The sequence below is a fragment of the Patescibacteria group bacterium genome (assembly GCA_041651355.1).
Classification (GTDB): domain Bacteria; phylum Patescibacteriota; class Patescibacteriia; order Patescibacteriales; family UBA12465; genus JAPLVX01.
Genome location: JBAZJK010000001.1, coordinates 663,928 through 677,684, shown reverse-complemented (window position 1 = coordinate 677,684; position 13,757 = coordinate 663,928). Strand labels below are relative to the sequence as shown.

The window sequence follows — 13,757 nt, the reverse complement described above, 5'->3', positions numbered from 1 at the left end:
AAAAGTTTGGGTTAATGGTTTGAGAACGGAATCCTTGAAGCATTCATCCCAGGCAAAATTAAAAAATATGAGCCCTGTGCAAACTCAACGTCAAGAATGCATTGTTTACAGCCGTGTCGTCGGTTGGTTAACCCCGGTTCAGAATTACAACAAAGGCAAAGCGGCCGAGTATAAGGATCGGAAGACTTTTAAGGTTTGTGAAAAATAGAGGACTGTCCAGGTAAGTTTTTAGCTTTTTAAATATATGATAATCGGCGGTTTAGAAAAATTGAGCTTATTAGATTACCCCGAGCATTTAGCCGCGATTATCTTCACCCAAGGTTGTAATTTTCGCTGTCACTTTTGCTATAATCCCCAGCTTGTCTTACCTAATAAGGAAAAAGGTCCGGCTCTTGAAGAGTCAGACCTTTTTCTTTTTTTAAAAAGCCGCCAAGGCAAGTTAGAGGGGGTGGTCATCACTGGCGGAGAACCGACTTTGCATCCTGATTTACCCGAGTTTATCAAGACGGTAAAGGATCTGGGTTATTTAGTGAAGCTTGATTCTAACGGCACTAATCCCGAGGTTTTAGAGAGATTGATCAAGGATGGGCTGCTCGATTATATTGCTATGGACCTAAAGGCTCCTTTAGAAAAATATTCTGCTAGCGTTGGCGTAGCAGTTAACTGTAATAATATAAAAAAAAGTGTTAAAATAATAATGGCTAGCGGTTTGCCCTATGAGTTCCGTACAACCTTGGTTCCGGGGCTGATTGAAGCTAGCGATATCCCTGCGATGGGACAGCTGATTAAAGGTGCTAGCAAGTGGTATTTACAATCTTTTAAGTCAGATACGGATTTAGTTAATCCGGATTATGAGTCGGCTCGTCCTTTTTCTGCCCAGGAAATGCGGGCGATGGCTAAAGCAGGCCAGGCGTTTGTCGAACTTTGCGAACTAAGAAACTAAAATCTATGGCAGATGTGAAATCTCGTCTCTCTACTGAGTCAGAAGACATGAGAATTCTATTAGAAAAAAACTTGGCGGTGAGTCAAGAAATTTTGGAATTGTCTCGCTATGTTAAGACCTATGTCCGTTGGCAAAAGATTATCGGCTGGGTCAAGGTGTTTTTGATCGTCATCCCGATCGTCTGGGGCTTATTATATTTACCGCCCCTTTTTAGAGATCTCCTAGCTGCTTATGGCTTAGATAGCGGCACCACCAGCCTTAATGCTAATGAGAATCCTGATAATTTATTAAGATAGCGTTATGCCTCAAGAAATAGCTTTTTTTGCGCAGACAACCTTTCGTAACGAATTTAAGAAATTCGGCATCAAAACTGACGATCGACGTCGGCATATGTATTTGATTGGGAAAACTGGTATGGGTAAATCAACCATTCTAGAGAATATGATCGTGGATGATATCCGGGCCGGACACGGCGTGGCGGTTGTAGATCCTCATGGCGATCTAGCAGAAAAGATTATCGAGTATATTCCAAGCAATCGGATTCACGAGGTAGTCTATTTTAATCCTTCAGATATAAATTACCCGATTGCCTTTAACGTAGTCGAACAAGTTGATGCCCATTTGCGCCATCTAGTGGCTTCTGGCTTGATCGGAGTCTTTCAAAAACTTTGGGCTGATTCTTGGGGGCCACGTCTAGAATATATCTTGCGTAATGCTATTTTGGCGATTTTAGATTTTCCCGGTTCTACTCTTTTAGGGGTAGTCAGAATGTTATCCGATAAGAACTATCGAAAACGCGTCGTAGCTAACATTAAGGACCCAGTAGTCAAATCTTTCTGGGAGAAAGAATTTGCTTCCTATGCGGATAAGTTTGCGGCGGAAGCTGTTTCTCCTATCCAGAATAAAGTCGGCCAATTCTTGTCCAGCTCTTTGATGAGAAATATTATCGGCCAAGTCAAGTCAGCCATTGATATCCGTGATATCATGGATCACGGAAAGATCTTAATCATGAATTTAAGCAAGGGCAGGATTGGCGAAGATAATTCGGCTCTTTTGGGAGCGATGATGATTACCAAGATTCAGTTAGCGGCCATGAGCCGGGTGGATGTGCCCGAGAAGGATCGGCGCGACTTCTATCTTTATATTGATGAATTTCAGAATTTTTCGACCGATAGCTTTGCTAATATCTTATCAGAAGCCCGTAAATACCGTTTGAATTTGATCTTGGCCCATCAGTATATCGAACAGCTCAGCGATAAGGTGCGACCGGCTGTTTTTGGTAATGTCGGCACGATGGTCGTCTTCCGAGTGGGAGCGACTGATGCCGAAGAATTGGTCAAGGAGTTTACTCCGACTTTTACCGAAGAAGACTTGGTTAATTTGCCTAAATACGAGATGTATTTGAAGCTGATGATCGACGGCATTTCTTCCAACCCTTTTTCTGCTCGCGGTTTACCGCCCTTAACTAGGGAAGAAAAGACGGGAAACACCGAGAAAGTCATTCATTATTCTCGAGAGAAGTATGCTTCCGAACGGGAAGCGGTGGAAGAGAAGATTATGAACTGGCATGAGAGCTATGAAGAAAACATGACAGTGGTAAAAAATATTAATCCTAATGAAGATAATTTCCAGCTGAGGAAGAGTCCGGCTACTTTATCTCCGAAACAATTAGAATCATTAAGCGCGACGCCGGTAACTGCGCCGAAAGTCGTTAGTCAAGACAGGGGAAGCGCCAAGACTGTCGGAACTAAGGGTCAGGGTGGTATTAAAGCTGAGTGCTCAGCTTGTGGCGTGATTACCGAAGTTTCTTTCGTGCCGGATGGAATCAGGCCAATCTTCTGCAAGGATTGTTTGAGTAAGAAAAAGCAAGATAAGAAACAAGAGCTAGAAGCCAGGCAGCTTGCCAAACAGGCTGAATTAGCTAAACTATCTTTAGAAAATAATGCCCCTAGCCTGTCTTTGCAAGATTTGAAGAATATCCAACCCCTGGATTTTAGGGGTCGGCCGGAAAAGACTTCGCGACCACAATCTAAGCCAAGCGTAGTTACTCCAGCGCCTAGATTAAGTGGTCAAGATTTTAGTGAAGGGGAGGAAGTGGTTTTTAAGGACTAAGATCCTAATAATCTTATTTTTTAATTTCCGCGCTCGCGCGGAATTATTATTATCAGCTTATGTATTTAGTGTTTGATACGGAAACTACCGGCTTACCGAAGAATTACCAAGCACCGGTCAGTGATTCTGATAATTGGCCGCGACTCGTGCAACTGGCTTGGCAGGTTTATGATGCTGATGGAAATTTATGGGAGAAGCATAACCATATTATCCGTCCAGACGGTTTTGTTATACCGGAAGAGGCGACGCGTATCCACCGGATCAGCCATGAACAGGCCTTGAGGCTCGGTGAAGATCTGCGTCAGGTCTTAGAAAAATTTGCTCTTCAAGTCAGGCGGGCGGAATTTTTAGTCGGCCACAACATCAGCTTTGATGAAAAAATTATCGGTGCCGAATTTTGGCGGCACAGCATAAAGGATGTAGTGGAGGAAGCCAAGAAGATTTGCACCATGAAAGCTAGCGCCAATTTTTGTGCTTTGCCGAATGGGCGCGGTTCATATAAATGGCCCAATCTTTCAGAGTTGCATTTTAAATTGTTCGGCGAAAATTTTGCCGAAGCTCATGATGCTGACGTCGACGTCAGTGCTTGCGCTCGTTGCCTTTTTGCGTTAAAAAGTAAGGGAGTCTTAAATTTATAGTTTGTCTATGGACTACCTGAAAGTTGGAAAAGCGACGGAATTATCCGGTAGAGACCGGAAATTTTATCGAATATTAGAAATATTGCCTGGATTCTTATCCTTAGGTACGCTTTTAATTTTGATCATTTTTTCTTATTTTAAGCCAGTCTGGGTCGCTTATTTCTTAATCGCCTTTGACGTTTATTGGCTTTTATTAGTTTTATATCTAGCTATTTATCTTCTCACCTCCTTCTTTAAATTAAAGAAAGGTAAGCGGGTAAATTGGCGCGAACAGTGCCGCCTATTAGATGAAAAACAGATTGCACTCGATCCTCAAAAAGATTTGCCGGCGGATTGTTTGGCCAAACAAGGCTTGAAACATTCAGATTTGTGGCAGGTAATTATCCTGCCGACTTATCAGGAAAGCTTAGAAATACTGCGAACCTGTTTGCGGGCGATTGAGAATGATTCTTGGCCCAGGGAAAGGATGTTGGTAGTTTTAGCGATGGAGGATCGGGCTGGCGTTTCTGCCCGAGAGAAGGCTAAGATTATTGAACAAGAATTTTCTTCTCGTTTTAAATATTTTTTAATTACTTTCCATCCTGGTGACATTCCGGGCGAGCTTAAAGGCAAGGGCGCCAATCAGGCCTGGGCGATGAAAGAAGCTAAAGCTAAAATCATTGATCCCGAGCAGTTGCCTTATGATAACATCCTGGTCAGTGTTTTTGACATCGATACGGTTGTCAGTCCGGGATATTTTTACGCCTTGGCTTATAAGTTTCTCAGCGTGTCTGAACCTTATCGGGCTTCTTATCAGCCAATTCCGGTTTATCATAATAATATTTGGGAAGCACCCTTCTTTTCGCGTCTAGCTGCTTCCTCTAATACCTTCTGGCAGATGATGATGCAGATCAGGGAGGAAAAGCTCGTGACTTATTCTTCCCACTCCATGACTTTCAAGGCTTTGCTTGATATAGGTTTTTGGTCGACTAACATGGTTAGTGAGGATTCCCGTATTTTTTGGGAATGTTTGCTTTACTATAATGGCAACTATCGGGTCGAACCTTTGTATCATACAGTCTCGATGGATGTTACCCTGGATCAGACCTTATGGCAGACGGCGTCTAATTTATATAAGCAGCAGCGCCGTTGGGCTTGGGGGGCGGAAAATATCCCTTATTTGATATTTAATACTACTAAGCGCTGGCGCCAGCTTGATCACCGGAAACTGATGAAGCATATATTGATTCAAATTTACGGTTTCCATTCTTGGGCCACGAGCGCCTTGATTATAGCGGTCGTCGGCTGGTTACCTATGCTTTTAGGAGGGGATCGTTTTAACGCCACTGTCCTATCTATTAATTTACCGGTGGTTAGCCGTAATTTGATGAATTTAGCCATGGTGGGTATGATTTTATCAGCCCTGATTTCGGCCCTCTTGTTGCCGCCTCGGCCGCGCCGCTATAAAGCTATTAAGAATGTCTTTATGGTCATCGAATGGGTTTTTGTCCCGGTAACGATCATACTTTTTGGCGCGATTCCTTGCCTTGACGCCCAAGTTAGGCTCTTGCGTGGCAAATATATGGGGTTTTTCGTCACTCCGAAGGCCCGGGTAGACGAATCAGGTAAAATTAGTAATTAAATCAAGGATAAAACAAAAATGACCTTCTGGGTCATTTTTATTTTGGCCAATTTCTTGATTTTATATTATAATATATAAGTTGTTTAAGATAATTATCATGAATAATCCAAAGCCCAGCTTTATCGGCAAGAACAAAGGCTTGCCGCGTCGCCGCCTGTCATATTTTTGGACCAGCCAGCTCCTAGTTTTTTTTATTGGTTTGATTTTTTTGCTTATAATATTAGTCCCTTTGCTGAAAAATTATGCCAAGCAAAGGGCGGTAGCTAATGAAATTAAGGATATCCAGCAGGAAATCGCTGACTTTGAGAGTAAGAATAAAGATTTGAGCGCGATGTTGGATTATTTAGAATCCAACGAATCCTTGGAAGAGCAGGCTCGTCTTAATTTGGGCCTGAAAAAGCCAGGAGAAAAAGTCGTGGTTGTCCAAAGCGAGGCTATAAATGATGGCGGAGCGACGACGACAACAGCGACGACTCGTAGTAATTGGTCGAAATGGTGGCGTTATTTTTTTCAAACGCAGAGATAATGTTTGAGCCGAGAATGGGAGTCGAACCCACGACCTACGCGTTACGAATGCGTTGCTCTACCAGCTGAGCTATCTCGGCCTTTATTTTTTAGAGCGGGTGAGCGGAATCGAACCGCCGTCTTCAGCTTGGGAAGCTGACATAATAACCATTATACGACACCCGCCTGCTTGCCTGTTATCCATTATAAACGTAATTGAAATTTTAAGTCAATTTATGAAACATATCCTGAAAAACAGCCTTGCTTTATTATTAATCTTTTTATTTACTACTTCTCAGGTTCAGGCAGCGGCTTTACGGCCGGAATTGCCGGGAACGATGCCTAGTGATTGGATAGTGAGCGAGTCGATAGCTAGCTCTTCTTGGCCTTGGTATTTAGAAAAACTAGGACCTATTTATGATTTTAGCTTGAACGCCTCCTCCAGCCCAGTTATAAACGCGAGCAGCTCTCCTTTATATCTAGAGATGTCTTATCCCAAGAATAACAGCTATAAGAAGATGTATTTTTTGGACGGAGATATTTGGCGACCGCTTAATACAATCGATTATCCTAGTGAAAGCAAAGTCCGAGCCCAATTCGCTTATCCATCAGGCAAGATCGCGGTTTTTGCCCGGCCCCAGATCCTAACCAGCGGCACGGCTAGTTGGTATAAATATAAGGGAGGCAATTTTGCGGCCTCGCCTGATTTTAAGAAAGGCTCAGTTATCAGGGTCTATAATAATAAGAATAACAAGTTCGTTGACGTCACGATTAATGATTACGGCCCCGATCGCTTAAAACACCCGGACCGGGTAGTAGATTTGGATAAAGAAGCTTTCAAGAAAATTGCTGATACTAAAGAGGGTTTGATTTCTGTCAGGATAGAGCCTTTAAGCTTCTCTTTGTATGAAGATGATTTTATTAAGCCAAGCTTGAGTAGCGAGCCCCAGATTTACTCTGTGGCTGCCGCCATCATCAAAGAGGCGGATGGCCAATTGCTTTGGGGTAAGAATCAAGATCAGGTCATGCCTTTGGCTAGTTTGACCAAGATAGCAGCCATGAAGATCTTCTTAGATACTAAACCCGATTTAAAGAAAGTCGTCGCTTATAAGAAACAAGATGAACAGATGAATTATAAGTATTGCAAACCCGGGGAAGCAGCTCTCTTGAAATTAAAAGATGGAGAAACGGCTTCGATCAATGATTTCCTATATGCGGCCTTAATCGGGTCAGCCAATAACGCGGTCGAGACCTTGGTGAGAGTTAGCGGTCTAAAGAGGGATGAATTTATTAAGAGGATGAACGATTGGGTTAAAAAGATTGGCGCTAATCACACGATATTTATTGAACCGACTGGTTTAGCCCCGCAAAATATGAGTTCACCCCTGGATTATGCTATAATTACTAAAGAAGCTTTTAAGAATGCCACCTTGCAAAAGATCAGTACGACCTGGAAATATCAGTTCAGTACTAGGAATACCAAAAAGAAGCATTCCTTAACTAATACTAACCGCTTGTTAGATCTTAGCAAGTATAAGTTCTTGGGTTCTAAGACCGGTTACCTGGATGAAGCCGGCTATTGTTTGATGACCAGAGTGGCTACGCCCAAGGGGAATTTGATTGTCGTGAATTTCAAGGCTACTAGTAGCCAAAAAAGCTTTGCCGATAATGAACAGCTAATCAATTTTGGTAGTCGGATTTTAAATAAGTAAGTTTATGATTAAGATTTCTAACGCTTCCAAGGCTTATGCCGGACGTTCTAAAGTTTTAGACGGCCTGAGTTTGCATATCAGTCCCGGCGAGTTTGTTTCGATTGTCGGGCAGTCGGGCGCGGGCAAGACGACTTTAGTGAAAGTCTTGATTGGCGAGGAAAGAATCGATTCGGGGCAAGTAGTTATTGGTGATTGGGATATTACCAAAATAAGTAAGCGGGAAGTGCCGTTCTTGCGTCGCCAAATCGGAGTTATTTTTCAAGATTTTAAACTTTTACCTAAGAAAACCTTGCAAGAGAATGTCGCTTTTGCTCTGGAGGTTTGCGGAAGTCCGGTGAGCAAGATTAAAAAGATCGTACCAAGCGTCCTAAAAATTGTCGGTCTAGAAGATAAGGCCAACCGTTATCCTCGTGAAGTTTCCGGCGGCGAGCAGCAAAGAGCCGTGATTGCCCGCGCTTTAGTTCATCAGCCCAAGATACTATTAGCTGATGAGCCGACTGGCAATTTAGATGCTATCAATGCTGAAGAAATCATTAATCTTTTGTTGCGTATCAACAAGTTTGGCACTACCGTTATTCTTGTGACTCATAATAAAGATATTGTTAATCGTTTACATCGTCGTGTGATTACCATGGAAAAGGGCGTGATCATTAGCGATCAAGCCCAGGGCAAATATTTATTGTAAAGAAAATTATGTTATTCTTTTGGCGTGTTTTAAAATTTAGCTTGCAAGATATAATTCGCAATGTCTGGCTATCAGCCGTTACGGTCACGATTCTGTTTTTAGCACTGTTATCCATCAACCTTTTGATTACCGTCCAACTTATTAGTCAGAATGCAATCGGGGCGGTCAAATCTCGAATGGATATCAGTTTATACTTTAAGTCAGAGGCTACCGAAAGCGAGATTGCCGCGGTCAAGGATCAGGTCGCCTCTTTGCCTAACGTTAAGAACGTTTTGTATGTCTCTAGAGATAAGGCTCTAGAAAAGTTCCGCGCCCAGAATCAAGACAAGCAGGAGGTTATCGCCGCTCTCAGGGAGTTAGGGCAAAATCCTCTGTCACCCAGCCTGACGATCACTCCTGAAGATGTTAGCCAAACCGAAGCTTTGATAGAAAGCCTGAAAAGGATTAATAGCGAAGTAATTGAATCTCGAGATTTTTCTGACAACTCCTTGATATTAGAGAAGATCAATCGAATTACCAAACGGGTTGAAGAGGTTGGTTTCTTGCTCATTTCTATATTTTTCTTGACCAGCTTACTGGTTGTCTATAATACCGTCAGAGTGGCTATTTATACTCATCGCCAGGAGATTGAAATCATGCGTTTAGTCGGCGCTTCAAATTATTTCATCTATTTGCCCTATCTAGCCTCCGCGTTAGTTTATACTATAGTCAGCTTGCTTTTGATAATTATCGTCTTTTATCCCTTTTTGAGTTTGCTACAGCCTTATTTGGAAGCTTTTTTTGCTGGTTATAATATTAACATTCTCGCTTATTTCTTGGATAAATTCTTTCCTATTTTCGGTTGGCAATTCTTAGTGATTTTGTTTATTAACGTAGCCGCCAGTTTGTTTGCGGTTAGAAAATACGCTAGGATCTAGCTTATAAACATAAGCCATAATCAATATCCGATTTTCAGTTGACTTTTACGGATATTTTTTATAACATCTAGCTGTTATTTGCGGGATCGTCTAAAGGTAGGACGGCAGCCTTTGAAGCTGCTTATCCTGGTTCGAATCCAGGTCCCGCAGCGGAATTGAAAACAGGCCTCTTGGGCCTGTTTTTGTTTATCTCAATTATTTTCTATTAGCTCGGTTGCGGTCCACCTCTTTAAGGATTTGTTTCCTAAGCCTGATATTCTGGGGCGTAATTTCTAAATATTCATCCTTATTCATGATACTTAAACCCCTCTCCAAGCTGAGATCCCAAGGAGGGGTCAGAATAATAGCTTCATCGGTGCCAGAGGCGCGGACATTGGTTAGTTGTTTACCTTTGATAGGATTGACGGTCATGTCATTGCCTTTAGCAACGTTACCGATGATCATGCCTTCATAGACTTCAGTGTTGGGCTTAATATAAAGTACGCCTCTTTCCTGTAGATTCCAAAGGGAATAGGCTAGGGCTTTACCGCTTATCATCGAAATCATGGCGCCTAGTTCACTTTTTTCGATATCGCCGACATAATCATCAAAACCGGTAAAATGAGAACATAGTATGCCTTCACCACGAGTGGCAATGATAAAATCATTGCGGTAGCCCAATAGCCCTCGGGTAGGCATCTTAAAGATTAAACGAGTTTGGCCGTTATGGCTTTTCATATCAAGCATACGTCCTCGACGCTTAGAAATACTCTCAATGATGGCACCGGTGTAAGCGTCAGGAATATCAATCAGAACCTCTTCAAAAGGTTCCTGTTTGCCTCCGTCTTTTTCTTTGATAATTACTTGAGGTTGGGAGACCTGGATTTCATAGCCTTCGCGGCGCATATTTTCTAATAGAACGGCGATATGGAGTTCGCCTCGTCCATAAACCCTATAGAAGCTAGGGTCCGAAAAATCTATCTTGAGTCCGACGTTAACCTCCAGCTCTTTTTCTAAGCGTTCTTTGAGTTGACGATTAGTTACGAATTTTCCTTCCCGGCCAGCGAAAGGGGAATTATTGACTAAGAAGCTGAGACAGATTGTCGGCTCGTCGATGTTGATAGCTGGTAGGGCCTCGAGGTCGGGGTTATCCGTGATTGTCTCTCCGATATCAATATCCGGCAAGCCGGCGAGAAGGACGATATCACCTGCTCCAGCTTCGTTCGTTTCCTGACGTTTAAGGCCGTTGAAGGTGAAGAGTTTAGTAATTTTTCCAGCGTGAGTCTCGCCGTTTATTTTAATAGTATAGACATTTTGCCCGGCTTTCAGACTGCCGCTGTATATCCTGGCGATAGCGCATCGTCCCAAGAAATTATCATAAGCCAGGTTGAAAGGCTGGGCAGCTAACTGTTCCTCTTGCATGCTCGCTGTCGCTGCCGGAGCAACGTTCTCTAATATTAAATCTAAGACTGGATTAAGGTTGTTGGCCAGCTGGTCTAGCTGTAAGCCGGCCTTGCCTTCGCGGCCGATGGTATAGACGGTCTTGAATTTTAGTTGCTCGTCGTTGGCTCCTAAATCCAAGAAAAGCTCATAAATCATTTCTTCTACGGCTTTGGGTCGGGCGGCTGGCTTATCAATTTTATTTATTGCTACTAAGGGCTTGAGGCCTAGTTCGAGTGATTTTTTAAGTACGAACTTGGTTTGGGGCATCGGACCTTCTTGAGCGTCGACAACCAAGAGAACGCAGTCGATTGAGCGTAAGATGCGTTCGACTTCAGAGCTGAAATCAGCATGACCAGGAGTATCGACTAAATTTATTTTAGTGTCTTTATAAAAAAGACTGGCATTTTTAGAGTAGATAGTAATGCCTCGTTCTTGCTCAAGCGAGTTGCTGTCCATGCTGACGCTATCATCGGCGGCGCCATTCTGGCGCAAGAGAGCATCGGTGATTGTAGTTTTTCCATGATCGACGTGAGCGATAATGGCAATATTTCTGATTTCCATAAAATATAATAGACCGGGTCCACCGGCCTAGTATTAAAATACTTGTTTATTCTTTTTATCAAAATTATTAATTTCTGTCAATTAAGGTGAGAAATAGAAGGAATTTTGGCTTCGGTGTAATGATAGAAGATTCTTTTAGTTATCTCTACCATCAGTAGGTAGCATATTACTAGTAATCCTAAGACCAAGAGGATTTGAGTGCTTAAGGAGTCAAAGCCTAGGATGTGTTTCAGATTAGTCATGACGAATAACAAGCCGGTGCCTACCGCTGCTAAAGTAGTGCTAACCAAAGCCCAGCTCGGGGCTGATTGCAAGAAAGGAATCTTCTTGGTGCGGATAATATATATGACCAGGGTCTGGGTGGCCAGCGACTCTATGAACCAACCGGCCTGGAAGGCGCCGCCGCTCAAGGCAAATATTTTATACAGGAGAAAGAAGGTTAGAAAATCAAACAGGGAACTAATCGGGCCGAATACGATCATGTATCTTTTGATAAAGCGGATATCCCAATGTTTCGGCTTGATCAGATATTCTTGATCAACCCTGTCCGAAGGGATGGATAGTTGGGAGACATCGTAGAGGAAGTTATTAAACAGAATTTGTCCGGCAGTCATGGGGAAAAATGGCAGAAAAATAGTGGCGCCAATCATGGAGAACATATTGCCAAAATTAGAGCTTAGACCCATCATGAGATATTTCATGGTATTGCCGAAAGTCTTGCGGCCCTCAATAACTCCGTCCATAAGTTCCTGTAAGCCCTTTTTCATTAAGATAATATCGGCGCTTTCTTTGGCGACGTCGACGGCATTGTCGACAGAGATGCCGACATCAGCGCTTTTTAGGGCTGGGGCGTCGTTAATACCATCACCCAAATAGCCGACGACTAGATTATTTTTCCTCAGGACGCTGATTATTCGTTCCTTTTGGCTAGGAGAAAGCCGGGCGCAGATAGTGGCTGGCCTGGCTTTATGGAATAATTCATCATCGCTTAATTTATTAAGATCTATTTCGTCACCGCTGATTACTTGTTTGACCTGTAGATTAAGTTCTGAACATATTTTTTGCGTGACCAAGGGAGCATCGCCGGTCAGGATCTTTATCTCTACGCCGTAAGTCTTCATCAGTTTAAGAGTTTCCTTGGCGCTCAGTTTAGGCGGATCATAGAAAGCCATGAAACCAAGGAGGATAAGACCCGTCTCTTCGTCGACGCGATAAACTTTTTTCTGTTCCTTGATTTCTTTGGACGCCACGGCTAGAACACGTAATCCTTCACGACTCAGATCGTCATAGGTGGCTTTAACTTTTTTTAAAGCGCTTTCATCTAATGATCTGATAGCCTCTTTTTCTTGATAATAGCTGCAAATCTTAAATATTTCTTCCGGCGCCCCCTTACTAATCATCTTTAAGTTGTTGCCTTCGGCACAGATGATAGACGAGCGCTTGCGGTTGAAGTCATACGGTATTTCTTCGATTTTTTTTAGCGACGACGTTTCTATCTGGTCATGGTCAAGGATGGCTTGGTCTAAAAGGCTTTTGATTCCAGTTTCAAAATAACCATTAATATAAGCATTTTCGAAGACGGATCTCGAATCTTTGCCAAAGGGGTCGACGTGTTTAATGACGGTGATTTTATCCTGGGTCAAGGTGCCGGTCTTATCGGTGCACAATATATCCATGGAGCCGAAGTCCGGGATAGAATTTAATTTCTTGACCAATACGCCGCGTTTAGACATCCTGATTGAACCTCGGCTCATGGTAACGCTAATAATCATCGGCAGGAGTTCCGGCATCACCCCGACGGCGACGGCAATTGAGAAGATTAATGATTCGACGACATCTTTCTTAAGGATGGCGTTCAGTAGAAAGATAATCGCGACGATTATCGCTATAGTCCGAATGATCAAGAAACCGAATTTCTTAATACCTAGTTCGAAGGCGTTAGCTTCCTCTTTTTTATCTAGATTTTTTGCGATGCTGCCGAATTCAGTCTGTTCTCCAGTTTTTATCGTTAACATCTTGCTGAAGCCAGAAACAACATTCGTCCCCGAAAAGACTAGGTTGTGACTTTGATCAGCGCTTTTTTCTACTGGTAGGCTTTCTCCGGTCAGGACGGATTCATTCAGAAAAAAATCATCGGCTTCAAGAATAATGCCATCAGACGGCACGATATCTCCGGCTGAAAGCAGAATGATGTCTCCTGGTACTACGGTGTGGGCTGCTATCTTGCTTTTTTTTCCTTGCCTGAGGGCGGTGGTGAAGATATTAAGCCGGGCAGCGATCTTAGCGGCAGCCCGGTTTGATTTATGCTCTTGATAGAAATTTAGCAATACGCTCATTAGAATCATCGCGCCTATTACCATCGCGCTCCGGCTCGATCCAGTAGCGGCCGAAATGATTGCAGCCAAGGTAAGGATAATGATCATGGGGTCTTTGAAGTAGGTAACGAACTTGACTATCGGGTTTATCTCTTGTCTTTTTTTAAGGTCGTTGCTTCCGTATAGTTCTAAGCGTTTTTTGGCTTCGTTTTCGCTTAAACCCTCCGGACGGCTTTTTAGCAAATTAAAAAGTTCGACTGGTTTCTTATCTTTGATATCTTGGAGTTTAAAAATTTTTTCCATGATTAAATTATAGCAGATTTAAGG

At 42.9% G+C, this 13,757-nt stretch carries 12 protein-coding genes and 3 tRNA genes; 11 read left to right on the top strand and 4 right to left on the bottom strand.

Annotated elements, in window-relative coordinates; translation table 11 throughout:
• The first annotated feature begins 67 nt into the window (after positions 1-67).
• The 7 genes from nrdD (at position 68) to WC441_03460 (ending at position 5,840) form a co-directional block, all read left to right on the top strand.
• The gene (nrdD, locus tag WC441_03490) at positions 68-208 is read left to right on the top strand and encodes an anaerobic ribonucleoside-triphosphate reductase (protein MFA5163565.1); all 141 of its coding nucleotides are present in this window, start codon (positions 68-70) and stop codon (positions 206-208) included.
• A 36-nt stretch (positions 209-244) separates the two neighbouring features.
• Positions 245-943 (top strand): anaerobic ribonucleoside-triphosphate reductase activating protein, encoded by a 699-nt coding sequence (locus WC441_03485; GenBank protein ID MFA5163564.1) that lies wholly within the window; start codon positions 245-247, stop codon positions 941-943.
• A gap of 5 nt (positions 944-948) precedes the next feature.
• Positions 949-1,239: a hypothetical protein gene (locus tag WC441_03480; protein MFA5163563.1), complete on the top strand. Its 291-nt coding sequence runs from the start codon at positions 949-951 to the stop codon at positions 1,237-1,239.
• Between the two features lie 4 nt (positions 1,240-1,243).
• Entirely contained in the window at positions 1,244-3,055 is a 1,812-nt protein-coding gene (locus WC441_03475; GenBank protein MFA5163562.1) for a type IV secretion system DNA-binding domain-containing protein, read from the top strand.
• Between the two features lie 59 nt (positions 3,056-3,114).
• The gene (locus tag WC441_03470; protein ID MFA5163561.1) at positions 3,115-3,693 is read left to right on the top strand and encodes a 3'-5' exonuclease; all 579 of its coding nucleotides are present in this window, start codon (positions 3,115-3,117) and stop codon (positions 3,691-3,693) included.
• A gap of 7 nt (positions 3,694-3,700) precedes the next feature.
• Positions 3,701-5,314 carry a glycosyltransferase family 2 protein gene (locus WC441_03465; GenBank protein ID MFA5163560.1) on the top strand — a complete coding sequence of 538 codons (1,614 nt, stop codon included), beginning with the start codon at positions 3,701-3,703 and terminating at the stop codon, positions 5,312-5,314.
• A gap of 97 nt (positions 5,315-5,411) precedes the next feature.
• On the top strand, positions 5,412-5,840 hold the full coding sequence (locus tag WC441_03460; GenBank protein ID MFA5163559.1) for a septum formation initiator family protein: 429 nt from the start codon (positions 5,412-5,414) through the stop codon (positions 5,838-5,840).
• Positions 5,841-5,846: 6 nt separating this feature from the next.
• On the opposite strand, the gene WC441_03455 is transcribed toward WC441_03460, so the two are convergent.
• Both WC441_03455 and WC441_03450 read right to left on the bottom strand, forming a co-directional pair.
• Positions 5,847-5,919, bottom strand: a tRNA-Thr gene (locus tag WC441_03455).
• A 13-nt stretch (positions 5,920-5,932) separates the two neighbouring features.
• Positions 5,933-6,004, bottom strand: a tRNA-Gly gene (locus WC441_03450).
• A 50-nt stretch (positions 6,005-6,054) separates the two neighbouring features.
• On the opposite strand from WC441_03450, the gene WC441_03445 reads away from it, so the two are divergent.
• From WC441_03445 to WC441_03430, 4 genes are all read left to right on the top strand, one after another.
• Positions 6,055-7,530, top strand: a complete 1,476-nt coding sequence (locus WC441_03445; protein ID MFA5163558.1) for an RlpA-like double-psi beta-barrel domain-containing protein — start codon at positions 6,055-6,057, stop codon at positions 7,528-7,530.
• Between the two features lie 4 nt (positions 7,531-7,534).
• Entirely contained in the window at positions 7,535-8,215 is a 681-nt protein-coding gene (gene ftsE, locus WC441_03440) for a cell division ATP-binding protein FtsE (protein MFA5163557.1), read from the top strand.
• An 8-nt stretch (positions 8,216-8,223) separates the two neighbouring features.
• The gene (locus WC441_03435; GenBank protein MFA5163556.1) at positions 8,224-9,132 is read left to right on the top strand and encodes a permease-like cell division protein FtsX; all 909 of its coding nucleotides are present in this window, start codon (positions 8,224-8,226) and stop codon (positions 9,130-9,132) included.
• Positions 9,133-9,211: 79 nt separating this feature from the next.
• A tRNA-Gln gene (locus WC441_03430) sits at positions 9,212-9,282 on the top strand.
• A 45-nt stretch (positions 9,283-9,327) separates the two neighbouring features.
• On the opposite strand, the gene typA is transcribed toward WC441_03430, so the two are convergent.
• Positions 9,328-11,115, bottom strand: a complete 1,788-nt coding sequence (gene typA, locus WC441_03425) for a translational GTPase TypA (GenBank protein ID MFA5163555.1) — start codon at positions 11,113-11,115, stop codon at positions 9,328-9,330.
• Positions 11,116-11,192: 77 nt separating this feature from the next.
• A complete protein-coding gene (gene mgtA, locus WC441_03420) occupies positions 11,193-13,733 on the bottom strand; it encodes a magnesium-translocating P-type ATPase (GenBank protein ID MFA5163554.1) in 2,541 nt (846 codons plus the stop codon).
• Between the last annotated feature and the right edge of the window lie 24 nt (positions 13,734-13,757).